The organism is Streptomyces carminius (assembly GCF_002794255.1).
In the GTDB taxonomy this organism is placed as follows: domain Bacteria; phylum Actinomycetota; class Actinomycetes; order Streptomycetales; family Streptomycetaceae; genus Streptomyces; species Streptomyces carminius.
This window is the reverse complement of sequence record NZ_PGGW01000011.1, coordinates 173985-197452: the sequence shown is the minus strand read 5'-3', so window position 1 is coordinate 197452 and position 23468 is coordinate 173985. Positions and strand designations below refer to the sequence as shown.

Genomic DNA, 23468 nt, shown 5'->3' with positions numbered 1-23468 from the left:
CTCAGCCGGTGCGACCGGCCCGGCGGGCCGCCTGTGCGACCAGCGCGGCAGTCGGCCCGCCGCGCCGGAACGGGAAGTTGTGCGCGCCCGGCACGGTGGCGGACCACGCGTGGGGTGCGGCCGCCGCGAGCCGCTGCACCCATTCCCGCGGCGCGAACGCGTCGTGCTCGCCCCGGACCAGCAACGTCGGGCAGCGGACCTCGGTGATGGTCCGTTCGGGCTCGTCGCGCCGGGCGGAGCGGATCAGCCGGGTCAGCTCGCGGCGGCCGCCGCGCAGGTAGTACGGCACGGTCGCCGGGAGCAGTCCGAGCGGTTCGCGCCGGAGGTCGCGGACGGAGCCGCGCAGCAGGCCGGGGAGCCGCCGCTGCTCCGGCGGGAACGTCGGCCCCATCAGCACCAGGGCCCGTACTCGACCGGACTCCCGGGCGGCGACCCGGAGGGCGGCCCGGGCTCCGGTGGAGTGGCCGACGAGAACGACCGGCGCGTCACCGACCACCGCGTCCCGCCACCCCGACACCGTGTCGGCGATCGCGGGTGTCCCGGCAGCACAGGGGCGCGGCGGCCGGTGCCCGAAACCGGGCACGTCGAGCAGGAAGGAGCGTGCCCAGCCGGCGCATCCGGCCAGTGTGTCCAGCAGGCAGCCCAGCGCCCCGAGCCCCGGTACCAGGACCACGGTCAGGCCCCGGGCGTGGTCCTGGCCCGCCTCCAGGCTCCGCACCCCGCCGTCCCATCGCCGGCGGTACGGCTGTCGTCGGCCGTCCGGCACCGATGCGCTCCCTTCCCGTCCCCTCCGGAAGGGCTACCGCCCGCGGCCGGGACCAGACCCGTCGTCCCCGGCTCCCCGGCTCCCCGGCTCCCCGTGCCGGTGGCTCCGCCCGGTGGCGCATCCGTCCCCGTGGCCGTGAACCGCGGCCCGGGGCACACCGGTGCCGACCACCTCCTCCTCGGCCACCCCGGCGAACCGGTGAAGCGCCCGCCGGGGCTCCACCGGCGTCGGCCGGTACCTGCCCGGCCCGTCCCCGGCGCCGCCCCGGCCGAACCCGGGACCGGGCGAGGCGGCCCCGGCAGCGGGCCGGCCGGGACACCGGGTTTCCGCGGCGTGTTCGGCGCACGGCCACCGGCCGGCAACCGGTGGCCGTGGTCAGCGGTTCGGCTCGGCGACGCTGATGTCGCCCAGTGCGGAGCCGCGGTCCCGCTCCACTGCGAGGTCGCCGAGGCTGACCACTCCCACCAGGACGTCGCCGTCCAGCACCGGCAGTCGGCGCAGCGCGTGCTCCCGCATCAGCCGGACCGCCTCGGAGACGTCGTCGTGGGGGGAGCAGGTGACCAGATCGGTGCTGCCCACGTCCTGCGCCGCGGTGGCCTCGACGTCGCGGGCGTCCGCCACGGCCCGCACGACCAGGTCACGGTCGGTGACCAGGCCGCGCAGGTGGTCGTCCTCGGCGATCAGCACCTCGCCGATGTCCTCCTCCCGCATCAGCCGGGCGACCTCCACGATCGGGGTCTGCGGTGTGACGGTGGTGGGGTCGGCCGTCATGATCTCGTTGATCTGCTGGGCCATCGTTTCCTCCGGGCGACTCGCGGAACGGCCCGGCGGCTCGCACCGCCGGCGGGCCAGGGGTACCCGGCGAACGTCCCGGACATGTCCGGGCCACTCCTTTCCCGGTCCGTTCGAGTGGCCGCACCCGGCTCGGACAGCGGCGCGGCCGTTCAGGAGGCGGCGGTCGGCGCGTCCGCCCCGGCGGGAGGATCGGCGAGACCGAGCCGCAGGTGTTCCACGTGGTAGAGGGCCTGGTCGAGGAGTTCGGCGACATGGTCGTCGTGCAGGGCGTAGACGACGGAGCGCCCCTGGCGGGTGCCGGTGACCAGGCCGAGGGTGCGCAGGACGCGCAGCTGGTGGGAGCAGGCGGACTGCTCCATGCCGACGGCGGCGGCCAGCTCGGTGGCGGGGCAGGGTCCCTCGCGCAGCCGGGCCAGGATCAGCAGCCGGGAGGGGGTGGCCAGGGCCTGGAGGGTCTCGGCGACCTTCGGCGCGTTCCGCGCGGTCAGCCGGGCACGCGGAACCGCGCTGTTCTCGGGAGGTCTCGCGCCATGGCCCATGGAGCCATCCTACGGAACCCAATACATGAAAGGCTGTTCAACTGTTCCTGTATGGTGAGGGCCCGGAATCCCGTTCGTTCCACCGGAAGGCCCTCCGCCGATGACCACCGCACCGACCACGCCGACCGCACCGGCCACTTCGGCGCCACCGGGAGAGCGCGCCGCCGGTGCCGCGCCGCACCGGCGTACCCGGATCCTGGCCCTGCCCGAGGCCCGCTGGGCACTCGCGGCCCTGGCACTGTTCCTGGCCGCCCTCCCTCCGTACCTGCTGGGAGCGCCCGCCTGGCTGTGGGGGCCGCTGTTCGCCGCCGTCTACGTCACCGGCGGCTGGGAACCGGGCCGGGAGGGGCTGAGAGCGCTCAGGGACAGGACCCTCGACGTGGACCTGCTCATGGTGGCCGCCGCGCTCGGCGCCGCCGCCCTCGGCCAGGTCCTCGACGGGGCACTGCTGATCGTCATCTTCGCCACCTCCGGCGCCCTGGAGGCGGTGGCGACCGCCCGCACCGCGGACTCCGTACGCGGCCTGCTCGATCTCGCCCCGGCCACCGCCACCCGGCTGCTGCCCGGCGGGGCGGAGGAGGAGGTCCCGGCCGGGGAACTGACGGTCGGGGACACCGTCCTGGTCCGGCCCGGCGAGCGGATCGGGGCGGACGGCCGGGTCGTGGCCGGGGAGAGCGAGGTGGACCAGGCCACCATCACCGGCGAGCCGCTGCCGGTGGGCAGGCGGGCCGGGGACGAGGTGTTCGCCGGCACGATGAACGGCACGGGAGCGCTCACGGTGCGGGTGGAACGGGATCCGTCGCAGACGGTGATCGCCCGGATCGTGCGGATGGTCGAGGCGGCCTCCGAGACCAAGGCCCCCACCCAGCTCTTCATCGAGAAGGTGGAACAGCGGTACTCCATCGGCATGGTGATCGCGACGCTGGCGGTCTTCGGTGTCCCGCTCCTGTTCGGCGACGAACTGCGGTCGGCACTGCTGCGCGCGATGACCTTCATGATCGTGGCCTCCCCGTGCGCGGTGGTGCTGTCCACGATGCCGCCACTGCTGTCGGCCATCGCGAACGCGGGCCGCCACGGCGTGCTGGTCAAGTCCGCGGTCGTCATGGAGCGCCTCGGGCAGATCGACACGGTCGCGTTCGACAAGACCGGCACCCTCACCGAGGGCACCCCGCGTGTCACCGAGCTGCGTCCGCTGCCCGGCAGCGGTCTGACGGAGGACGGGCTGCTGGCCCTGGCGGCCGCGGCCGAGCGCCCCGGCGAGCATCCGCTGGCCCGCGCCGTCACCGGCGCGGCCCGCGAACGCGGTCTCCCCCTCGCCGAGGCGACCGGCTTCACCGCCGCCCCCGGCCGGGGGGTGAGCGCCGTCGTCGGCGGCCGTACCGTCCGGGTCGGCTCCCCCGCCCGGCTCCTGCCGCCCGGCACCGGCCCGGTCCACGCCACCGTGCGGGAGTTGGAGGAGGCCGGGCGGACCGCGATCGTGGTGCTCCGCGACGGGGCCCCGGTCGGTGTGCTGGGGATCGCCGACCGGCCGCGACCGGACGCCGCGGCCGCCGTCGCGGCGCTGGCCGAGTCGACCGGCCGGCCGCCGGCACTGCTGACCGGTGACAACGAGCGCGCCGCGAGGCGGCTGGCCGCGCAGGTCGGCATCACCGACGTCCGCGCCGGGGTCCTCCCGCAGGACAAGGCCTCAGCCGTCCAGGCGTGGGAGCGGCAGGGCAGGAAGGTGCTGCTCGTCGGGGACGGCGTCAACGACGCCCCCGCGCTGGCCGCCGCGCACTGCGGGGTCGCGATGGGCGGGGCCGGTTCCGACCTCGCCCTGGAGACCGCCGACGCCATCGTGGTCCGCGACGAACTCGCCGCCGTGCCCGCCGTGGTGGAGCTGTCCCGGGCCGCCCGCCGGCTGGTGGTCCAGAACCTCGTCATCGCCGGCACGTTCATCGCCGTCCTGGTGGCCTGGGACCTGATCGGTACCCTTCCCCTGCCCCTCGGGGTCGCCGGGCACGAGGGGTCCACCGTCGTGGTCGGCCTCAACGGTCTGCGCCTGTTGCGCGAGGCCGCCTGGAAGAACGCCTCCGCGGAAGGACCTCGATGAGCAGGCGCAACCGCCGTACCGCCACCACTTCGCCCGCGGGATCGGGACCGGGGACGGAACGGTGCACCGTCACCGTCTGCCGCGGTTGCTGCTGCGGCAGCGCCAAGGTCCCCGGACTCGACCACGCCGCCCAGCTACGCGATCTGCGCCGGGCCCTGGAGGGCACCGCGACGGTACGGGTCACCGACTGCCTGGACGCCTGCGAGCAGGCCAACGTCATCGTCGTCCAGCCCTCCCCCGCCGGACGCGCGGCAGGCGGACGACCGGTCTGGCTCGGCCTGGTCAACGACCCCGGCCCCGCCGACGACATCGCCGACATCACGGCCTGGGTCGAGCGGGGCGGCCCCGGCCTCGCCGATCCACCCGGCATCCTCGACCTCCACGCCTTCACACCCTCCCGCCGGATACGGGGACGGCTGACGGACTGAGGCGGCTCGACAGCCGACCCGTGTCACCGCCGCGCCGCCGGGGCGTCCCTTCTTGTCGGGACGCCCCGGCGGCGCGGCGGGACCTCCTCAGCCGTTGAGCAGCCGCCATGTGGTGAGGGCGAGGGCGGCCCGTATCAGGCCGGCGGGTTCGGTGAGTTCGATACCGAGGGTGCTTGCGATCTGTTCGAGTCGGCGGGCGACGCTGCTGTGGTGGAGGTGGAGAAGATCGGCGGCCCGGCGTAGCGAGCCGGTGGCGCAGTAGGCGTCCAGCGTCTCCAGATCGTCCGGATTACCGGCGAGGCGTGCGATCGCGGCCACGTCGCCGTTCTCTCGCGCGATCTCCCGGGGCACCTGTGCGAGGAGCGCCAACGCCCCCAGGTCCTCGTGGTGGACAACCGGTCGGCGTGAGGTGGTGAAGCGGAGGGCGGTGCGGGCCTGCTGCCAGGACCGGTCGGGGCTGCCTGCGGTGCCGATGCCGGCGCGTACGCCTGCCGGGAACCGGGCCCGGCCCACGGTGGTGGCCAGGATGACACCCACGTCGGCGAGCAGTGCCGCCTTGACCGGGCGGGCCGGACAGATCAGGGCGCCGACCTGGTCGAGCGGAAGCCGTGACCGCACGGCGACGGCGTGGACCGGCCGGTCGGCGGCGAAGCCCAGGAGCCGTAGTGCGCGGGCTCTGGCCGCCTCGTCGCCGTTGGGGCTGATCGCCAGTTCGAGGAGGGCGGGGTCGGCCATGGTGGTGCGGGCCGGACCGTACCGCTCGACGGTCGCCGCAGCGGCGAGGGCGAGCCGGTCCAGCAGCACCTCGTCGAGCGGGCCGGGAGTACCGGGGCGTTCCAGCCACACCGTGCCGATCTCCTCCTCGTCGAGGGTGATCGGCGCCGTGGTGGACGCAGGCGACGGCGGGACGGGCGCTTCTCCGCCGTCGGGCGAGACGCGGACCGCCCGCCCCGTGCCGTGGAGCCGGATCCCGGCCACGCACTCGGCCAGGCCCGCCGAGGCCCGGGCGAGGGCTGGGAGATCCACCCGTCGGCGCATCAGCGTGTCGTAGAACGCGACGACGCGGATGGCTCCTTCTGAGTACGGATCCAGTTTCGACAGCCGTACGGCCAGAGCCTCCATGGAGGAAGGACAGGAGGAGAAAGTGCGCCGATCGGTGCGCGGCCGGGGCCGAACGCGCGACGGACGGCGGGCGACCTCGCGGGGGGCGGCCGCGAGGATGGGCGTCATGGATCCCGAACTCGAAGCGTTCGTCCCGTTCTTCCCGAAAGCCGATCTGAACGACCCGGTCACCGCGCGCAGGGACTTCGCCGAGCGCGCGGCAGCCGCGAGGCCGGCACCGGACACCGTGAACTTGGAGATCGAGGACCGTACGGTGCGCGCCGATCCGGACGTGCCGGTACGGGTCTACCGCCCGCACGACGCACAGGGCGCCCTCATCTGGCTGCGCGGCGGCGGATTCGTCTTCGGCGACCTGGACACCGACCACCCCTGGGCCGCCCGGCTCGCCGACGGGGCCGACGCGTTGGTGGTCTCGGTGGACTACCGGCGGTCCCCCGAGAACCGGTTCCCGGCAGCCCTGGACGACGCGTACGCCGCACTGGCCTGGGCGGCCGAGCACGCGGCCGAACTCGGCATCGACCCCGAACGGATCGCTGTCGGGGGGGGCACAGCGCAGGCGCGGGTCTCGCGGCCGCGGTGGCGCTGCGGGCCCGCGACCGGCAGGGGCCCTCGATCCGCTTCCAGCTGCTCAACCAGCCCTTGCTCGACGACCGCCAGGAGACGTGGTCGCAGCGGAACTTCACCGGCACACCCTGGCATGATCGCGACACAATCACCGCCGTGTGGCGGCACTACCTGGGTTCCCGGCCCGCCACACCGTACGCCGCCCCGGCCCGGGCCACCGACCTGTCCGGCCTGCCACCGGCCTACATCGCCACCGCGGAGTTCGACCCGCTGCGTGAGGAGGGCATCGACTACGCCCTGCGCCTGCTGCAGGCCGGCGTGTCGGTCGAGCTGCACCAGTGGCCCGGCACGTTCCACGGGTCACAGGCGGTCCTGTCCGCCGAGGTGTCGCAGCGGCAGATCGCCGAACTCGCCGCAGCCCTGCGCCGTGCCCTGGCCGAGTGACGTCGTCGCGGTCGCCCCGGCAAGCACGGGGCACCCACGCCCACCACCCCACCCGATGAAAGGCCCTTGCAGGAAGGATGTCCTGACATGGCTGCCACCCGGATCGAACTCTTCGGCTCCCTGGTCCACCTTCACCCAGGCGGCCAGGTGCGCACCGAGCGGTCCACAGCGGACACCGAACTCGAGCGGGACGGCCGGCTGCTGATGGTCGCCCGTGCGGAGACCGACGCCGACATCCACGGCGACCGCTGGGAAGTCCACACCTAAGCGGGCGAGTTCGTCTCCTGCCTCACCGGCGGAACACGCCTCACCCTCCGTCCGGAACAGCCGGGAGGCGAGGAGGAGGAGATCAAGTTGGACGCTGGAACCGCAACCGTCGTGCCGCGCGGGCGACGGCACCGCCTCGCACTGGACGCTCCCAGCGACACGATGGCCGCCACCCTTCCGCGCGGCACCCGCGAGGAGAAGCGGACCGGAACCCAGGCGCGGCGGCCCGGGAAGGCTCACCGGCCCGCGATGCCCGGCACGGCACCTCGCCGCGTTCCCGGAGTCGCCCGGGCACGCCCGGTACGGGGGTGGTCCTCCGCCTCGTGCCGCTTCCCCCGACTCCGGCGGGGGAAGCGGCACCGGACGCCGTGAGCCTCCCCGCAGGCCTTCCCGGCCACCGCACCAGGAGCTCACCCCCGGTCCTCACTCACAACGACGCTCAACGCGCCCCGTTCCATCCGCGGGACCGCCCACGACGTCGGCGACCCCCGCGGACACAGCCTTCCGCGGCCGCTGACGGCGGTGCGACGGGCTCCGGACCGGGCGGCGGCGCGACAATCCGCCGCCCGGGGACATGTCACCAGGAGGACTTGGTCACCCCGGGCAGGAAGCCGGCGTGCGCCTGCTCGCGCATCCGCACCCGGGACAGCCCGAACTTGCGCAGATGGCCGCGCGGCCGGCCGTCCACGGCGTCGCGGTTGCGCACCCGGGTCGCGCTCGCGTCGCGCGGCTGGCGCCGCAACTCGGCCAGGGCGGCGGCGCGTTCGTCCTCGGTGGCGGACGGGCGGCGGATGATCTCCTTCAGCTCCGCGCGCCGGACCGCGTACCGCTCGACGGTCGCCCGGCGCCTGTCGTTCTTGACGATCTTGCTCTTCTTCGCCATCAGACCTTCCCTCCCCGCGCCCGGATACGGGCCACGGCGGCCTCGATCCCGATGACGTCGACGGTCTTGATGCCCTTCGTGCTCAGCGTGAGCCGGACATGGCGGCCCTCGCTCGGCAGCCAGTACCGCTTGCGCTGGATGTTGGGGTCGAAGCGGCGGGAGGTGCGCCGGTGGGAATGGGAGATCTTCTTGCCGAAGCCCGGCACGGCGCCGGTCAGCTGGCAGTGGGCGGACAAGGCGGGTCCTCTCTCGCGGGGGACGGCTCCCTTTTCGGTAATGGAAACCATTGTCATATACTAGCGGGCATGGCACGCGACGAACTGCGCCCGGTCATCAAGCTCCGCTCCACCGCGGGGACCGGCTACACCTACGTCACCCGCAAGAACCGACGCAACGACCCCGACCGCATGGCGCTGCGCAAGTACGACCCCGTCGCACGGCGACATGCCGACTTCCGCGAGGAACGCTGACCCCCGGCCCCCACCCCGAACCGCACGACCGGAGGAACACCACCGTGAAACCCGGAATCCACCCCCCGTACCGCCCCGTCGTCTTCCGCGACAAGAGCGCCGGCTTCGCCTTCCTCACCCGCTCCACCATGGGCAGCGACAAGACGATCGAGTGGGAGGACGGCAACACCTACCCCGTGGTCGACGTCGAGGTCTCCTCGGCCAGCCACCCGTTCTACACCGGCACCCAGCGGGTCCTGGACACCGCCGGACGCGTCGAGCGATTCGAACGCCGCTACGGAACACGCGGGGCGCGCTGACGACGGCGGACCGCGCGCTCCCCGTGGTGATCGTCGCCGGGCCGCACGCCGACGCCCGTCGCGAGACCGTGGAGGGGCCGCTGCGCGCCCTGCCGGGCAGTCCCCCGCTCCACCACGAACTGTCCGGCGCCGCCGACGGCACGGTACGGCGCACCGTGCGCGACGCCTCCGGCGAACTGGGCTCCGCCTCGGTGCCGCTGGTCCACGCCTGCGCGTGCTGCGCGCTGCGCGAGGACCTCGTCCCCGAACCGGAGCGGTCGGCCGACGGCGGTACGGCCCGGGTGGCGGTGGTCGAACTGTGGGACTCCGTCGAGCCGAAGGGCACGGCCGAGGTGATCGCCGCACACGGCGGCGACACCCTGGAACTCACCGGTGTCGTCACCGCCGCCGACCCCGCGCTCGTCCTGCCCTGCCCGGCCGACGGGGACGACCTGGCCGACGCCGGCCTCACCGCTGCCGCCACCGACCGGCGTACCGTCGCCGACACCTGGGCACGCCTGAGCCGGACCGGCCTGGCGTCCGGCCCGGCCGTACGGGTGCCGGGCAGCCGGTGCCCGGCCCGCCTCGGGCTCCGCCGGTCATTCGTGGGCGGCGATGAGGGTCTCCAGACGGGTGCCGGGGAACTCCCGGGCGAAGGAGTCGGCCTGCCACCGGCTGGGGAAGAGCGCCAGGTGCGCCCTGTCCCGCAGCCGGGTGAAGGGCTCCCCCTTCACCAGCCGGGTGCGGTCCAGCTTGTCGGCGCCGGACGCGTCGGTGGCCCGGGCCAGGTGGTAGGGCAGCGGCTCCAGCCGCACCGGGGAGGAGAACTCGTGCTCCATCCGGTGGGTGACCACCTCGAACTGCATCGGCCCGACCGCCGCCAGCACCGGCGCCTGCTCCCCGCGCCGGTCGGAGACCAGCACCTGCACCACACCCTCCTCGTCCAGCTGCGCGATCCCGCGCCGGAACTGCTTGGAACGGCCGATGTCGGCCGGCCGGGCCACCGCGAAGTGCTCGGGCGCGAAGGTCGGCATCGGCGGGAAGACGGCCGGCTTTCCGCTGTAGAGGGTGTCGCCCACCCGCAGGGCGGCGGCGTTGACCAGCCCGACCACATCGCCGGGATAGGCCAGGTCCACCGAGGAGCGGTCCTGGCCGAAGACGCTGTGCGCGTACTTGGTGGCGAACGGCCGCCCCGACGCGGCATGGATCACCGTCATGCCGCGCTCGAAGACCCCCGAGCACACCCGCACGAACGCGATCCGGTCCCGGTGGGAGCGGTCCATGTTGGCCTGCACCTTGAACACCAGCCCGGAGAAGGGTGCGCCCACGGGGCGGTGCCCGCCGCCGGCCAGCTCCCGCGCACCGGGCGCCGGGGCCAGGTCCACCAGCGCGTCCAGCAGCAGCCGTACCCCGATGTTGGACACCGCCGCGCCGAAGAACACCGGCGTGGACTTCCCCGCCAGGAACGCGGACCGGTCGTGCTCGGCGCCGTCGGCCCGCAGCAGCTCCAGCTCCTCCACCGCCCGCTCCCAGTCGGCGCTCTCCTCCGCCGCCGCCCGCCCGGCCGCGACCGCCTCCTCGGCCGCCGCCCGCGCCCCGCCCGGGGCGCGGCTGTAACGCAGCATCCGCTCCGGCTCGCGCACATCGACCAGCCCCCGCAGATGACCGGCCTCCCCCACCGGCCACGTCACCGGCGTGGGCTTGAGAGCGAACTCGGACTCGATCTCGTCCAGCAGTTCCAGCGCCTCGCGGCCGGGCCGGTCCCACTTGTTGACGAACGTGATCACCGGGACGCCGCGGTGCCGGCACACGTCGAACAGCTTGCGGGTCTGCTCCTCCAGCCCCTTGGCCGCGTCGATGAGCATCACCGCGCAGTCCACCGCCGCCAGCACCCGGTAGGTGTCCTCGGAGAAGTCCGCGTGCCCCGGCGTGTCCAGCAGGTTCAGCACATGATCGCGGTAGGCGAACTGCAGCACCGCCGAGGTCACCGAGATCCCCCGGGCCTTCTCCATCTCCATCCAGTCCGAGGAGACCCCGCGCCGCCCGGCCTTGCCGTGCACCGCACCCGCCGAAGTGATCGCCCGCGCGTGCAGCGCCAGCGCCTCGGTCAGCGTCGACTTCCCCGCATCCGGATGACTGATCACCGCGAACGTCCGCCGCCGCACCGCCTCACCGGCCGCACCACCGGCCGCCTGCCCGCCGGCCCCGCTCACCGCGGACCCTCGCACCGCGCGTCCGCCTCGACCCAGTACCTGCGCAACCGTCTCACCAGTTCCTCGTGTGCTCGCTCGTCGGCCCCCGGCAGTGGCTCCTCGCCGCCCGGCGACCGCTCCCGACTCTCCCGCTTCCCCGGCAGCGCCCGGACGTCCTCCGGCCGGGAGCCCGGGGGACGTGTCCGGCGTACCGGCACCGGATCTCCCCCCGGGGGCGGATCGCGCGCGGGACCGGCTCCGCGTGTACCCCCGGGAACCCGGCCGATACGCGTCAGCCTCTCATCCGCGGCCCCGCGGCCCGCCTCCTCGCCTCGGCCACCGGGAGGCCGTGCCGTACCGGCGGTACGCGTCCCGGAAGCGCGGGGACTCCGGGGTTCACGGACGGCGAGCCACCGGGCCGCGACCGCCCTCCCCCGGAGACACCCTACCGTTACGTAACGGTCCGCGCCGAAACTCGCCCGGCTCGGCGGGGAAAGCCCCTGGCTGAGTCCGGGGCCTCACTCCCCGACCCGCCGGAGCCACACCACCGGGGACTCCCGTCGCGTCAGGGTGCGGCCGCTCGCCGGTCGGACGGCCCGCCACCGGCGGCGGCCCTCACCGGCCGTACGGCCGCCCCCTCACGTGCCGGGCCCCTTCCTGGCGACATAGACGGTGTTGGCCGCCGTCCCGTCCTGGAGGGGGTTGTCGAAGGCGACGACATGGGCCTCCGCCGCGTCGAAGACCTCCGCCAGGACGGCGGTGAACTCCTCGTCCGGCGGATCGTTGGACCACAGGGCGAAGACACCACCGGGATGGAGTTGCCCGGCCAGGGCCCGCATTCCCCCGCTCCGGTAGAGCGCCGCGTGCCGCGGGTGCAGCACATGGCGCGGCGAGTGGTCGATGTCCAGCAGGATCGCGTGGAAACGGCGGTCCGGCCGGGCGGGGTCCAGCCCGCGGGGATCACCGGCCAGCGCGAAGAAGTCACCCTGGACCAGCCGGCAGCGCCGGTCCGCCGTCAGGCCGGCCCCCAGGGGCACCAGTTTCTCCTGGTGCCACCGGATGACGTCGGGAAGGGCGTCGATGACGATCAGCGAGCGCACCCGCGGATCGTCCAGCGCCGCCCGCGCGGTGTAGCCGAGGCCGAGGCCGCCCACCGCGACGTCCAGTCCGGTGCCGGTGCCGGTGCCGGCACCGGGATCGGTGTCGACTCCGACCCCGGCACCGGAGTCCGGGAGGGCCGCCAGGCCGAGCCGGGCGAGTGCGATCTCACCGGCCGTGAAGAGGCTGGACATGAGGAACTCGTCACCGAGTTTCACCTCGTACACGTCCTCGCCGGTCGCCGGGTCCCGGCGGCGGCGCAGGCTGATGTCGCCCATCGGCGTCGGGCGCCAGTCGATCTCCTCGAAACGCGGGCTCATGCGGTCGCCCTTCCACCGCCGGCGGTACGGCGCTCCACTCGCCGGAACCGGTCAGGCATCGATGATGACGGGAATGATCAGCGGCTTGCGGCGGTAGGTCCGGAAGGCCCAGGAGGCCACGGCACGGGTGATGAGCTGTTCGAGCTGGTGCGCGTCCCCGACACCCTCCTCGGCCGCGGCGGCCAGGGTCTTCTCGATCACCGGGACGACCGGCTCGAAGGTCGCCTCGTCGTGGACGAAACCGCGGGCCAGGAAGTCCGGGGGCTCGGCCAGCGCCCCGGTGTCGGCGTCGACGATGGCCACGACCGTCACCACGCCCTCGGCGGCGAGGGTGCGCCGGTCCTTCAGGGAGGCCTCGGTGGCACCGCCGACCTCCATGCCGTCGACGTAGACGTTGCCCGCGGGCACCTTGCCGGCGATGGCGGCGCGCCCGTCGACGAGGTCGACCACGACGCCGTCCTCGGCGATGACCACCCGGTCGGGGTCGACCCCGGTGCGGACGGCGAGATCGGCGTTGGCCTTGAGGTGCTTCCACTCGCCGTGCACCGGCATGACGTTGCGGGGCCTGACGATGTTGTAGCAGTAGACGAGCTCGCCTGCGCTGGCGTGGCCGGAGACGTGCACCTTGGCGTTGCCCTTGTGGACGACGTTCGCGCCCCACCTGGTCAGCCCGTTGATCACCCGGTAGATGGCGCTCTCGTTGCCGGGGATGAGGGAGCTGGCCATCAGGACCGTGTCGCCCTTGCCGATGCGGATCATGTGGTCTCGGTTGGCCATCCGGGACAGTGCCGCCATCGGCTCGCCCTGCGACCCGGTGCACACCAGTGCGACCTGGTGGTCGGGCAGTTTCTCCATCTCCTTCATGCCGACCACCAGTCCGGACGGCACCTTCAGATAGCCCAGCTCGCGGGCGATGCCCATGTTCCGGACCATCGAGCGGCCCACGAAGGCGACCTTGCGGCCGTGCTGGTGGGCGGCGTCCAGCACCTGCTGGATACGGTGCACGTGGCTGGCGAAGCTGGAGACGATGACCCGCCGGGGCGCGGTGCGCATGACCTGCTCGATCGCCGGGTTCAGGTCCTTCTCGGCGGTGGTGAAGCCGGGCACCTCCGCGTTGGTGGAGTCGGTGAGGAACAGGTCGACGCCCTCCTCACCGAGACGGGCGAAGGCCCGCAGGTCGGTGATGCGGCCGTCCAGCGGGAACTGGTCCATCTTGAAGTCGCCGGTGTGCAGCACGAGCCCGGCGCCGGTGCGGATCGCGACGGCGAGCCCGTCCGGGATGGAGTGGTTGACCGCGACGAACTCGCAGTCGAAGGGGCCCAGCCCGCGCCGGTCGCCCTCGCGCACTCGCACGGTGCGCGGCTTGATGCCGTGTTCCTTGAGCTTGGCCTCCAGGAACGCCAGCGTCAGCCTGGACCCGACGACGGGGATGTCCGCCCGCTCGCGCAGCAGGTACGGCACACCCCCGATGTGGTCCTCGTGGCCGTGGGTCAGCACCACGGCCACCACGTCGTCCAGACGGTCCCGGATGGAGGTGAAGTCCGGCAGGATCACGTCCACGCCGGGCTGGGTCTCCTCGGGGAACAGCACGCCGCAGTCGACGATCAGAAGCTTGCCGCCGTACTCGAAGACGGTCATGTTGCGGCCGATCTCCCCCAGGCCGCCCAGCGGGGTGACGCGCAGGCCCCCCTTGGGCAGGGTGGGTGGAGACTTCAGCTCAGGGTGCGGATGGCTCATACCCCGACGCTATCGGAGGGCAGCGGGATCGATCCATCGAGCCCTGCCCCGGCCGTTCCGTGCCGTACCGCGGAAAGGCCCGGAGCGGGACCGGGGGCCGTACCAGGGGCGGACGGTGGTCCGCCCGGTCCGCACCCGTGCCGCGCCGCGCCGCGCACGGCCGGCACCGCGGAGCCGTGTGCACGGTCGTGGACGGAGCCGTCGGCGCCGGTGACCGCGGGGTCCGGCGGGGCTCAGGGGGTGCGGCGGACTTCCGGCACCGCGGCGGAGGGCCGGCCGGTGCCGTCCGCCTCCGCCCCGCGGACCTCCTCCCGGACGCGGGACGGGGGGCACGGCCCGGCACCGGCGGCCGCCGCCCGGTACGGTCCGGTCACCGCGCCCGCCGTACCGCGCCACAGCGGCACCTGTTCGCGCAGCTGCCTGAGCATCACGCCCTCGCGCAGCGCCCAGGGGGAGAGGGTGACGGACTCGATCTCCAGACAGCGCATGGCGGTGTGCGCGATCACGGCCCCGGCCAGGGACTGCCGGGCGCGGGCCGGGGAGATGCCGGGCAGGTCGGCGCGGGCCGCCGCGGGGAGGGACGCGAGCCGCTCCACGGCCGCCCCGAGGTCCGCGCGGGTGAGACGGCGAGTGACGAAGGGGCCCTCCTTCCCCGGGGCGGCCCCGCACAGCCGGGCCAGCTGCTGGAACGTGCGGGAGGTCGCGACGGCCGTACGGGGGCTCTCCCAGCGCATCCGGACCGCCACGTCCCGCAGCTCGTGGCGCACCCGGCGGCGCAGCTCCCGGACCGCCCGGGCCGGCGGGGGGTCGGACTCGGTGAGGTACTCCCGTGTCATACGGCCCGCGCCCAGCGGCAGCGAGGCCACGTAGTCCGGGGTCCGGCTGCGGCCGAAGGCCACCTCCAGCGATCCCCCGCCGATGTCCAGCAGCACCATCGGGCCGGCCCGCCAGCCCATCCACTGCCGGGCCGCCAGGAAGGTCAGCTCCCCCTCCGTCACCCCCGACATGACGTACAGGGGCAGCCCCGTCTCGCGGTGGACGGTCTCCAGGACCTGGTGGCGGTTGGGCGCGTCGCGGATGACCGCGGTGCCGAAGGCGAAGGGGTCGCGCACCCCCCAGCGGCCGGCCTCCTCCTTCACCGACGCGACCGCCGTCACCAGCTCCTTCACCGCCCGCTCGCCGAGCCGCCGGTCGGGCCCGACGTGCTCGGCGAGCCGCAGCCGGTGCTTGGCGGTGTGCACCGGCAGCGGCACGTCGCCGTCGCCGTCGGCCACCGCGAGCCGCACCGTGTTGGACCCCACATCCACTACCGCCAGACGCATAGAGCCCTGATGCCCGCACCGCCGCCCGGCATGCCGACGCGTTCTCCGCCGCGTCCGTGTCCCGTACGCGTCCGTCCCGGACCGGCGGCGGGCGGCCCCGCACGGCGGGGCCGCCCGGTGATGTCCCGGCCCGGAGTCGCTCCGGGCCGCGCTCCGGGCCGGGTGGTCACTTCAGGGTGCAGACCGTTTCGTTCAGGGTGAACCGGGCGGGTTCGCCGAACGTGCCGCCCGAGTAGGTGCCCTGGAAGCCGAACGACCGCGTGGCACCCGGCGCGATGGCCGCGTCGGGGCCGGTGCCCCGGGCCGTCACCGTGCTTCCGCTGGTGGTGACCGAGGCGTTCCAGGAGTTGGTGACGGACTGGCCGTCGGGCAGGGCGAAGCTCAGTTCCCAGCCCTCGACCGGGGCGGAGCCGGTGTTCCGCACGGTGGCCTCGGCGGTGAAGCCGCCCGGCCAGGAGTTGGTGCCGTAGGTCACCTCGCAGTCCCCGGGCTGCCCGCCCGGCTGCGGGTTGCCGCCGCCGCTCCCGCCGCCGGTGTTGACGGCGGCGGAGAAGGAGTTCACGCCCAGCCCGGCGCCGCCCTCCCAGGGCTCGAAGCCGGCCTGGATGCTGGTCAGGTACCAGGAGCGCTGGGCCATGCCGCGGTTGACCGTCTCGTCGACGAAGTCCATCACGTCGAAGTTCAGGCTCGCGATCGCCGAGGGGGCGACGAAGGAGATGACGTTGTTGGCCCCGTTGCTGCCGGTCCACACCTCCCAGGTGCGGCCGCCGACGTTCGCGGTGCCGCTCTGCGAGCCGATGGGCTGGATCGGGCCCACCCGGTTCAGCCAGATCATGATCTCGGTCCGGTTGACCCCGTTCGTCCTCGGCTCCGGGTCCAGCCAGATGTCGTACGAGGCGTTGTAGACCGCGTTGCTGACGTAGTTGTAGGAGATGCCGGTGGGCGCGCTGCCGATCGAGTCGACCCGCGCCGGCAGGTTGGTGCCCGGGGAGCAGTTGGTGTAGTGACAGCCGACGTAGATCGACGGGTACGACTTCGGGGCCCCGTTGGTCGGGACGGAGCCGTCGGCCTGGGTGATCCGGAATCCGCTGTCGGTCACGTTGATGCACTGGGTGGCGGAGGTGCCCCAGCGGTTGTTCTGCACCACGTACCGGCCCTGGACGGTGGTGGTCCCGTACCTGTCGCAGATCTGCTCGTCGGCCCGGGCGGACGAGGCGGTGCCCGCGAGTGCCGATAAGACCCCGGCGACCAGCAGCAGGGCCAGGAGTGCGGCGTGTGTCCGGGAGGGAGGACGGGAGGGGGAGGATGCGGAGAGCTTCATGGCTTCCTTTCGGAGGAGCGGGGCAGAGGCTTCTGGGAGCGCTCCCATGGACTGCGCGGCGGACTCTATGAGCATCACGCGTCCATGACAAGACAGGCCGCAGGCGCGAACCGTCCCGTCACTCCCCGCCCGGGGGCGCCCCGGCGCCGACCGCCCGGACAGCGTTTCCGCCCGGATTGTCCGGGCAGCCGTCTACGCTGCGGGGTGTCGGCACTCATCCGGGCGCCGGCGCGCGCGAGGCGGCGGAGACCCGCCGGCCGCGGCAGGCCGCGTCCTCCGGCGGATCCGGGGACGGGCGCCGGCCCGGATCCGTCCACCCCAGGAGCACCACCAGTGAGCGACGAACCGCAGTTGGCCGTTGAGCACGTCGGCGACACCGGCACCGTGGTGGCCGTCACCGGTGAGATCGACTACCACTCCTCCCCCGTCCTGCGGACCGGTGTCGGCGAACTGATCGCGGAGGGGCATCACCATCTGGTCCTGGACATGTCGGGGGTCTCCTTCTGCGACTCCTCCGGACTGAGCACCCTGGTCGGCCTCTGGCACCGGGCACGGGCGGCCGGCGGGTCCCTGACCCTGGCCGCCGTGTCCGACCGGCTGGCCCGGCTGCTGCGCATGACCGGGCTCGACCAGATCCTGGTCGTCGACGCCGGCACCGAGGAGGCACTCGCCCGCCTCCGCGGTGGCGGTGGCGGTGGCGGTGGGAGCGGCGGTGGGAGCGACATCTGACCGGTCGCCCGGCGCCGTCCGGCATCGGGCAGCATGGCCCCGTGCTGACACATGGAGCGACACCGCCGGAGCCCGGAGCGGACAACGACCCGCTGCTGGAACACGCCCTGGCGGAACTGGCCTGGTACGCGCGCATACGCGACCGCTCCCGCCGCTGGCACTGGGCCGTCGAGCTGACGGCCCTGCTCGCCGGGGCCGCCACCGTGGTGGCCGCGGGTCTGCGCGCCCCCGCCGCCGTCACCGCCTGTCTGGCCGGGGCGGCGGTCTTCATCGGCGGCTTCCGACAGGTCTTCAACCACGCGGAGCGCTATGTGCTGGCCGCGGAGGCCTGGTCGAGACTGCGGGCGGCGATCCGGCGCTACCGGCTCGTCCCCGGGGCCGGCCGGGACGAGGAGGCCCGCCGCCGGCTGCTGGAGGAGGTGGAGGCGGTGGCCGCGAGCGAGCTGCGGAGCTGGGCCGCGAGCCGTCGCGGCGGGCAGCCCGGCCCGCCGGCCGGCGGGCCGCCACTGCCGTAGGACCGGGTGGGCCGGGCGGCCGCGGCCGGAGGTCAGATCTCGCGGACGACCCGGGCCGGGTTGCCGACCGCGACGACGTTCGCGGGCAGGTCCCCGGTGACGACGGCGCCCGCGCCGACGACGGTGTTCTCCCCGATCGTCACGCCGGGGCAGACGACGACACCGCCCCCGAGCCACACGTTGTCCCCGATGGTGATGGGCCTGGCCGCCTCCCACTTGGCGCGGCGCGGCTCGGGATCGACCGGGTGGGTCGGGGTCAGGAGCTGGACGTTCGGGCCGATCTGGACGTCGGCGCCGACGGTGATGGCGGCGACGTCGAGCATGACCGCGCCGAAGTTGACGAACGTGCCGGGTCCCAGAGTGATCTGGTAGCCGTAGTCGACGTGCAGCGGCGGCCGCACCTCGGCGCCCTCCCCCAGCCCGCCCAGCAGCTCGGCGAGCGCAGCCCGGCGCCCGGCGGGGTCGGCGGCCGGCCAGGTGTTGAACCGCTCGCTCAGTTCGGCCGCGCGCTGCAGGTCGGCGGCCAGCTCGGGGTCGTCGGCGAGATAGAGCTCTCCGGCGAGCATGCGTTCCTTCTGACCTGCCTGCCGGCCGGCCTGCTCACTGGTCACTGGCGGCTTCCTCCGTTCGGTGCGGCGCCCCGGTGCGGCGGACCGCCGTGCCGGGCGGTGCCGCACCGCCCAGTGTGCCCGCCCGGCCGGCGGGTACCGGGTACCGGGCACCGGGTCGGTGCCGCGTCCGGCGGGCGGGCCGGGACGGCCGTACCTCCCCCACCGGGCGTACACGCCGTCCGTAATTTGGGGCAGGGATGGTGGCGCGACGCAGCGGGGTGTGTGACGGTGGGAGGAAGCCGTCCCGCCATCTGGCCGGGGCTGCTCGCTCGCCCACCACGACCGGAGCCCGGCGGCACACGGACGCACCGGTCGACACGGGCTGATCAACCCCGGAAGGGGGTCGAACGGCCATGCGCACCCTGTCTGTCGCCGTCAGCCACAACCAAGGAACCGTCGTCCTGCGCCCGCACGGCGATGTCGACCAGGACAACGCTCCCACCCTGACGGGAGCCCTGGAGAAGCTGGAGCAGCCGTGCCGGAGTCTGGCCGTGGACCTGTCCCAGGTCCCCTTCATGGACTCCGCCGGACTGCACGCACTGCTCTTCCTGGAGCGCCGCTGCCGGGCCCGTGGCGCCCGGCTGATCCTGACCGGGGTACGCGACCAGCCCGCCCGGCTGCTGGACCTGGTGGGGCTGACCGGGCACTTCAGCATCATCCGCTGACCGGACCACCCGCGCGCCCGCGCACCCCGCCCGGTTACTGTGCCTGCTGCGGCCGGTCGCCACAGCGGGGCGGACACCGGCGCGCGGTGCTGGAAAGCGGCGTATGTTGTGCGCGCCAGCGGGCAGACGAGACACATATACCGCTGTGTTTGGGGGACCGGCGATGGAAGTGCTGACGGAAGGCCTGGGCGCGCCCCATCTGCGCGCCGACTTCGACGGCCACAGCGGCACCATCGCCCAGGCCCGGGACGCCGCCGACGCGTTCCTCACCACTCTCTCGGAGGACACACCCCCCGGCCGGGAGCGCTCCCGCGACGATGTGCTGCTGGTGGTCTCCGAACTGGTCACCAATGCGGTACGGCACGCCCCCGGTCCGCTCACCCTGTGCCTGGCGCCCGCCCCCGACGGCGTCCAGATCACCGTCCGCGACGGCAGTCCCGACCCGCCCCGGCCCCGCCCCTCCGACCTGAACGGCGGCACGGGCGGTTTCGGCTGGTCCATCGTCCGGCGCCTCGCCCACCGGGTCGAGGTACTCCCCCGGCCGGACGGCAAGGAGATCCACGTCTTCCTGCCGTGGTAGGCGTTCCATCTGCTTTCCGCCTCCCTTTCACATATTTCCCATTTGGGACCATCCTGGACATCAGGCATGAAACACCCGGCGGAAGCAGACCGACAGGAGGGCCGTTCCCATGACGTTCGTGCAGCTGATCGAGTACGAGACCACCCGGGACGAAGAGATGACAGGCCTGTGGGACGAATGGCTGCGGGCCACCGAGGGCAAGCGGACCCTCTCCCGCGAGATGCACGGGAAGGACCGCGACCGCCCCACGCACTACGTGGACATCGTCGAGTTCCCCTCCTACGAGGAGGCCATGAGGAACAGCGAACTGCCCGAGACCCGCAGCATCTCCGAGCGGATCCGCGGCCTGTGCGAGGAAGACCCCCGCTTCGTCAACCTCGAGGTCGTGGCGGAACGGCCGTAGCGCTCTCCGGCGCCGTGCGAGGAGACCCCCCGGGCCGGTCCGGGGGGTCTCCTCGCACGGCGCCGTACCGGTTCAGACCCTGGCGGGCACCGCGGCCGAGAGGCCGGTGAGGACTCCGGCAAGCTGCCCGGCGACCTCGGCGTCGTCGGCCGGGTGGAGTTCGGCGAAGCGGTTGACCGAGTCGGGAACGGACAGCCTGACGTCCTCCAGGACGGTGCCGCCCGCGATCCCCACGGCCTTGCGGGCCTCGTTCTGCGCCCACTCGCCGCCGTACCGGCCGAAGGCGGTGCCGATGACGGCCACCGGCCTGCCGGAGAGCGCGCCGGCGCCGAAGGGGCGGGAGAGCCAGTCGATCGCGTTCTTCAGTACGGCCGGAATGGTGCCGTTGTACTCGGGCGAGAACAGCAGGAACGCGTCGGCCTCCCCGGCCGCCTCGCGCAGCCGGGCGGCAGCCGCGGGCACCGAGCCCTCGGCGTCGATGTCCTCGTTGTAGAAGGGGACGTCCGCCAGGCCCTCGTAGAGGACGAGGTCGACGCCCTCGGGGGCGAGCTTCACCGCCGCCTCGGCGAGCTGGCGGTTGTGCGAACCGGCGCGAAGGCTGCCGACGAGGCCGAGGATGCGAACGGTCATGGTCTCTCCACAGGTCGGGTCAACTCGGATCGGGACAGTAAGCGGACCGCGGTCCGCTTACTGTCCCACGATAACCGGACCGTGGTCCGCTTTCTTCCCGTCCCGGTAGGCTGATGTCCGTGACCCCAGCCACACCCACCGACGACACGGACGGCGTCCGTCCGGAACGACCGCTGCTGCCGCTGGTCGGCCCGCGGCCGCCCGAGCGGGCGGACGCGGCCCGCAACCGGACGCGCCTGCTGGAGGCCGCCGCCCGGCTGGTGGCCGAGTGCGGTCCCGAGCATCTGACGATGGAGGCCGTCGCCGCCGCCGCGTCGGTCGGCAAGGGCACCGTCTTCCGGCGCTTCGGCGACCGCGCCGGCCTGCTCATGGCCCTCATCGACCACTCCGAGCGCCGCTACCAGGAGGCATTCCTCTTCGGCCCCCCGCCGCTGGGGCCCGGTGCGCCCCCCGTACGGCGCCTGGAGGCGTTCGGGATCACCACGCTCCGCCACCTGGCGACCCATCGGGATCTACTGCTGGCCGTCGAGCAGGAGGCGTCCAGACGCCACGACCTCCCGCCCCGCCACGTACGCCACACCCACCTCGCCATGCTGCTGCGGGAGGCCGGGGCGGGCGGCGACACCGAACTGCTCGCCCATACCCTCGCGGCCTATCTGGACGTGACGCTCATCAGTCACCTCACCCGGCAGCGCGGCATGGCGCTGGGGCGCCTGGAGGACGGCTGGCTGGACCTGGTGGCCCGTATCGTCCGCCGCTGACCGCTGCCACCGGCCGCTGCCCGCCGGCCACGGGGGTTCACGGGGGTTCACGGGGGTTCACGGAAATGAGGAACGGCCCGGACCGCAGGTCGTGTCCGCGGCCGGGTACGGGCTCCTCCCGCCGGTGCCGCCCGGGCGCGTACCCGCTCCGGAGCCCCTGCCCAAGGGTCCGCCGGACGGTCCGTCCGGCGGACCGGCTCAGTGGCCTCGGTCGATCCACTCCTGAAGGTGGGGGGCCTCCTCGCCGACGGTGGTGGAGTCGCCGTGGCCGGTGCGCACCACCGTCTCCGGCGGGAGGGTCAGCAGCCGGGTGCGGATGGACTCGACGATCGTCGGGAAGTGGGAGAAGGACCGCCCGGTGGCGCCCGGGCCGCCGGAGAAGAGGGTGTCGCCGGTGAAGACCGTGCCCAGGGCGGGGGCGTGGAGGCAGACGGCGCCGGGGGCGTGTCCGGGGGTGTGCAGCACGGTCAGTTCGACCCCGGCCACGGTGATCGTCTGCCCGTCGGACAGTTCCCCGTCGGGGGCGCGGTCCGGGTGGGTCAGCCGCCACAGCGGCAGATCGTCCGGGTGGAGCAGGACGGGTGCGCCGGTGGCCTCGGCCAGGGCGGGGGCGGCGTCGATGTGGTCGTCGTGGGCGTGAGTGCACACGATCGCGCGCAGGGCGCGGCCGGCGAGCGCCGCGGCGATGGCGTCGGCGTCGTGGGCGGCGTCGATGACGACCGCCTCGCTCTCGTCGCCGACGATCCAGACGTTGTTGTCCACCTCCCAGGTGCCGCCGTCCAGCGAGAAGGTGCCGGAGGTGACCAGGTGGTCCACGCGGGCGGTCACAGGACCACCACCGAGCGCAGGACGTCGCCGTGGTGCATCTTGCCGAAGGCCTCCTCCACCTGGTCGAGCCCGATGGTCTCGGTGACGAACGCGTCCAGGTCCAGACGGCCCTGGAGATGGAGGTCGACCAGCATGGGGAAGTCCCGGGAGGGCAGGCAGTCGCCGTACCAGGAGGACTTCAGCGCGCCGCCCCGGCCGAAGACGTCCAGCAGCGGCAGCTCCAGCTTCATCTCGGGGGTGGGCACCCCCACCAGGACCACGGTCCCGGCCAGGTCGCGGGCGTAGAAGGCCTGCCGGTAGGTCTCCGGGCGGCCCACCGCGTCGATGACGACGTCGGCGCCGAAGCCGCCGGTCAGCTCGCGGATCGCCTCGACCGGGTCGGTGGCGCGGGAGTCGACGGTGTGGGTGGCGCCCAGCTTCCGCGCCGTCTCCAGTTTGCGCTCGTCGATGTCGACCGCGACGATCCGTGCCGCACCGGCCAGGTCGGCGCCCATCACCGCGGCTCCGCCGACCCCGCCGCAGCCGATCACGGCCACCGAGTCGCCCCGGGCCACACCTCCGGTGTTGAGGGCGGCGCCCAGTCCGGCCATCACCCCGCAGCCCAGCAGCCCGGCCACCGCCGGGGAGACGGACGGGTCGACCTTGGTGCACTGCCCGGCGTGGACCAGGGTCTTCTCCGCGAACGCCCCGATGCCCAGCGCGGCGGTCAGTTCCGTGCCGTCCTCAAGGGTCATCTTCCGCGCGGCGTTGTGGGTGTCGAAGCAGTACCACGGCCTCCCCCGGCGGCAGGCGCGGCACTGCCCGCACACCGCGCGCCAGTTGAGGATCACGAAGTCGCCGGGCGCCACCTCGTCCACGCCCTCGCCGACCGCCTCCACCACTCCCGCCGCCTCGTGCCCCAGCAGGAACGGGAAGTCGTCCGAGATCCCGCCCTCGCGGTAGTGCAGGTCGGTGTGGCACACCCCGCACGCCTGCACCTTCACCACCGCCTCCCCCGGGCCGGGGTCCGGCACGGAGATCGTCTCGACGGTGACCGGCTGGTTCTTGCCCCGGGCGATGACCGCCCGCACCTTCTGTGACACGTCTGTGCTGCCTCTCCTGTGGTCTT

At 73.8% G+C, this 23468-nt stretch carries 26 protein-coding genes and 2 pseudogenes; 13 read left to right on the top strand and 15 right to left on the bottom strand.

Features of this window, described 5'->3' with window-relative positions:
* Nucleotide 1 precedes the first annotated feature (1 nt).
* From CUT44_RS03865 to CUT44_RS03850, 3 genes are all read right to left on the bottom strand, one after another.
* Nucleotides 2-766, bottom strand: a complete 765-nt coding sequence (locus CUT44_RS03865; RefSeq protein ID WP_100200686.1) for an alpha/beta fold hydrolase — start codon at nucleotides 764-766, stop codon at nucleotides 2-4.
* A gap of 375 nt (nucleotides 767-1141) precedes the next feature.
* Nucleotides 1142-1561 (bottom strand): CBS domain-containing protein, encoded by a 420-nt coding sequence (locus CUT44_RS03855; RefSeq protein WP_100200684.1) that lies wholly within the window; start codon nucleotides 1559-1561, stop codon nucleotides 1142-1144.
* A gap of 149 nt (nucleotides 1562-1710) precedes the next feature.
* Nucleotides 1711-2100, bottom strand: a complete 390-nt coding sequence (locus CUT44_RS03850) for an ArsR/SmtB family transcription factor (protein WP_100200683.1) — start codon at nucleotides 2098-2100, stop codon at nucleotides 1711-1713.
* Between the two features lie 100 nt (nucleotides 2101-2200).
* On the opposite strand from CUT44_RS03850, the gene CUT44_RS03845 reads away from it, so the two are divergent.
* A complete protein-coding gene (locus CUT44_RS03845) occupies nucleotides 2201-4192 on the top strand; it encodes a heavy metal translocating P-type ATPase (RefSeq protein WP_100200682.1) in 1992 nt (663 codons plus the stop codon).
* Nucleotides 4189-4620: a (2Fe-2S) ferredoxin domain-containing protein gene (locus CUT44_RS03840; RefSeq protein ID WP_100200681.1), complete on the top strand. Its 432-nt coding sequence runs from the start codon at nucleotides 4189-4191 to the stop codon at nucleotides 4618-4620. The genes CUT44_RS03845 and CUT44_RS03840 overlap by 4 nt, the downstream gene beginning before the upstream one ends.
* 87 nt (nucleotides 4621-4707) lie before the next feature.
* Here CUT44_RS03840 and CUT44_RS03835 read toward each other — a convergent pair whose 3' ends face one another.
* Complete coding sequence (locus tag CUT44_RS03835) at nucleotides 4708-5742, bottom strand: PucR family transcriptional regulator (protein ID WP_100200680.1); 1035 nt, start codon at nucleotides 5740-5742, stop codon at nucleotides 4708-4710.
* Nucleotides 5743-5848: 106 nt separating this feature from the next.
* On the opposite strand from CUT44_RS03835, the pseudogene CUT44_RS03830 reads away from it, so the two are divergent.
* A pseudogene (locus tag CUT44_RS03830) lies at nucleotides 5849-6750 on the top strand (alpha/beta hydrolase).
* Between the two features lie 87 nt (nucleotides 6751-6837).
* Nucleotides 6838-7017 (top strand): hypothetical protein, encoded by a 180-nt coding sequence (locus tag CUT44_RS34675; protein WP_332888248.1) that lies wholly within the window; start codon nucleotides 6838-6840, stop codon nucleotides 7015-7017.
* 577 nt (nucleotides 7018-7594) lie between these two features.
* Here the strand turns inward: CUT44_RS34675 and rpsN are convergent.
* Both rpsN and rpmB read right to left on the bottom strand, forming a co-directional pair.
* Nucleotides 7595-7900 carry a 30S ribosomal protein S14 gene (gene rpsN, locus CUT44_RS03820; protein WP_100200679.1) on the bottom strand — a complete coding sequence of 102 codons (306 nt, stop codon included), beginning with the start codon at nucleotides 7898-7900 and terminating at the stop codon, nucleotides 7595-7597.
* Nucleotides 7900-8136: a 50S ribosomal protein L28 gene (gene rpmB, locus CUT44_RS03815; RefSeq protein WP_100200678.1), complete on the bottom strand. Its 237-nt coding sequence runs from the start codon at nucleotides 8134-8136 to the stop codon at nucleotides 7900-7902. The genes rpsN and rpmB overlap by 1 nt, the downstream gene beginning before the upstream one ends.
* A gap of 69 nt (nucleotides 8137-8205) precedes the next feature.
* Between rpmB and rpmG the strand changes: the two genes are divergently transcribed.
* The 3 genes and pseudogenes from rpmG to CUT44_RS33770 all read left to right on the top strand — a co-directional run.
* Nucleotides 8206-8370, top strand: a complete 165-nt coding sequence (gene rpmG / locus CUT44_RS03810) for a 50S ribosomal protein L33 (RefSeq protein WP_100200677.1) — start codon at nucleotides 8206-8208, stop codon at nucleotides 8368-8370.
* A 44-nt stretch (nucleotides 8371-8414) separates the two neighbouring features.
* A complete protein-coding gene (locus CUT44_RS03805; RefSeq protein WP_100200676.1) occupies nucleotides 8415-8669 on the top strand; it encodes a type B 50S ribosomal protein L31 in 255 nt (84 codons plus the stop codon).
* Nucleotides 8666-9166: pseudogene (locus CUT44_RS33770) on the top strand (cobalamin biosynthesis protein CobW); the annotation flags it as partial. The gene CUT44_RS03805 and the pseudogene CUT44_RS33770, both read left to right, overlap by 4 nt.
* 81 nt (nucleotides 9167-9247) lie before the next feature.
* On the opposite strand, the gene CUT44_RS03795 reads toward CUT44_RS33770, so the two are convergent.
* The 5 genes from CUT44_RS03795 to CUT44_RS03775 form a co-directional block, all read right to left on the bottom strand.
* Entirely contained in the window at nucleotides 9248-10861 is a 1614-nt protein-coding gene (locus CUT44_RS03795; RefSeq protein WP_100200675.1) for a peptide chain release factor 3, read from the bottom strand.
* 617 nt (nucleotides 10862-11478) lie between these two features.
* On the bottom strand, nucleotides 11479-12258 hold the full coding sequence (locus CUT44_RS03790; RefSeq protein WP_100200674.1) for a spermidine synthase family protein: 780 nt from the start codon (nucleotides 12256-12258) through the stop codon (nucleotides 11479-11481).
* A gap of 51 nt (nucleotides 12259-12309) precedes the next feature.
* A complete protein-coding gene (locus CUT44_RS03785; protein ID WP_100200673.1) occupies nucleotides 12310-13995 on the bottom strand; it encodes a ribonuclease J in 1686 nt (561 codons plus the stop codon).
* Nucleotides 13996-14228: 233 nt separating this feature from the next.
* The gene (locus CUT44_RS03780; RefSeq protein WP_100200672.1) at nucleotides 14229-15317 is read right to left on the bottom strand and encodes a Ppx/GppA phosphatase family protein; all 1089 of its coding nucleotides are present in this window, start codon (nucleotides 15315-15317) and stop codon (nucleotides 14229-14231) included.
* Nucleotides 15318-15483: 166 nt separating this feature from the next.
* On the bottom strand, nucleotides 15484-16638 hold the full coding sequence (locus tag CUT44_RS03775; RefSeq protein ID WP_100200671.1) for a GH12 family glycosyl hydrolase domain-containing protein: 1155 nt from the start codon (nucleotides 16636-16638) through the stop codon (nucleotides 15484-15486).
* 333 nt (nucleotides 16639-16971) lie between these two features.
* Between CUT44_RS03775 and CUT44_RS03770 the strand changes: the two genes are divergently transcribed.
* Nucleotides 16972-17367, top strand: a complete 396-nt coding sequence (locus CUT44_RS03770; RefSeq protein ID WP_100200670.1) for an STAS domain-containing protein — start codon at nucleotides 16972-16974, stop codon at nucleotides 17365-17367.
* 41 nt (nucleotides 17368-17408) lie between these two features.
* Nucleotides 17409-17882 carry an SLATT domain-containing protein gene (locus CUT44_RS03765; protein ID WP_233221202.1) on the top strand — a complete coding sequence of 158 codons (474 nt, stop codon included), beginning with the start codon at nucleotides 17409-17411 and terminating at the stop codon, nucleotides 17880-17882.
* Nucleotides 17883-17914: 32 nt separating this feature from the next.
* On the opposite strand, the gene CUT44_RS03760 is transcribed toward CUT44_RS03765, so the two are convergent.
* The gene (locus CUT44_RS03760) at nucleotides 17915-18448 is read right to left on the bottom strand and encodes a sugar O-acetyltransferase (protein ID WP_100200829.1); all 534 of its coding nucleotides are present in this window, start codon (nucleotides 18446-18448) and stop codon (nucleotides 17915-17917) included.
* A gap of 398 nt (nucleotides 18449-18846) precedes the next feature.
* Between CUT44_RS03760 and CUT44_RS03755 the strand changes: the two genes are divergently transcribed.
* The 3 genes from CUT44_RS03755 (at nucleotide 18847) to CUT44_RS03745 (ending at nucleotide 20141) form a co-directional block, all read left to right on the top strand.
* Entirely contained in the window at nucleotides 18847-19158 is a 312-nt protein-coding gene (locus CUT44_RS03755) for an STAS domain-containing protein (protein WP_100200669.1), read from the top strand.
* 163 nt (nucleotides 19159-19321) lie between these two features.
* Nucleotides 19322-19738 (top strand): ATP-binding protein, encoded by a 417-nt coding sequence (locus CUT44_RS03750; RefSeq protein WP_100200668.1) that lies wholly within the window; start codon nucleotides 19322-19324, stop codon nucleotides 19736-19738.
* Nucleotides 19739-19847: 109 nt separating this feature from the next.
* Nucleotides 19848-20141 carry a hypothetical protein gene (locus tag CUT44_RS03745; RefSeq protein WP_100200667.1) on the top strand — a complete coding sequence of 98 codons (294 nt, stop codon included), beginning with the start codon at nucleotides 19848-19850 and terminating at the stop codon, nucleotides 20139-20141.
* Nucleotides 20142-20213: 72 nt separating this feature from the next.
* Here CUT44_RS03745 and CUT44_RS03740 read toward each other — a convergent pair whose 3' ends face one another.
* On the bottom strand, nucleotides 20214-20771 hold the full coding sequence (locus CUT44_RS03740; RefSeq protein ID WP_100200666.1) for an NAD(P)H-dependent oxidoreductase: 558 nt from the start codon (nucleotides 20769-20771) through the stop codon (nucleotides 20214-20216).
* A gap of 113 nt (nucleotides 20772-20884) precedes the next feature.
* Between CUT44_RS03740 and CUT44_RS03735 the strand changes: the two genes are divergently transcribed.
* Nucleotides 20885-21532, top strand: coding sequence for a TetR/AcrR family transcriptional regulator (locus tag CUT44_RS03735; protein WP_100200665.1), 648 nt, complete (start codon nucleotides 20885-20887; stop codon nucleotides 21530-21532).
* Nucleotides 21533-21730: 198 nt separating this feature from the next.
* Here the strand turns inward: CUT44_RS03735 and CUT44_RS03730 are convergent, their stop codons facing one another.
* Both CUT44_RS03730 and CUT44_RS03725 read right to left on the bottom strand, forming a co-directional pair.
* A complete protein-coding gene (locus CUT44_RS03730; RefSeq protein ID WP_100200664.1) occupies nucleotides 21731-22360 on the bottom strand; it encodes an MBL fold metallo-hydrolase in 630 nt (209 codons plus the stop codon).
* Complete coding sequence (locus CUT44_RS03725; RefSeq protein ID WP_100200663.1) at nucleotides 22357-23442, bottom strand: S-(hydroxymethyl)mycothiol dehydrogenase; 1086 nt, start codon at nucleotides 23440-23442, stop codon at nucleotides 22357-22359. Before CUT44_RS03725 ends, CUT44_RS03730 begins: the two co-directional genes overlap by 4 nt.
* Nucleotides 23443-23468: the final 26 nt, after the last annotated feature.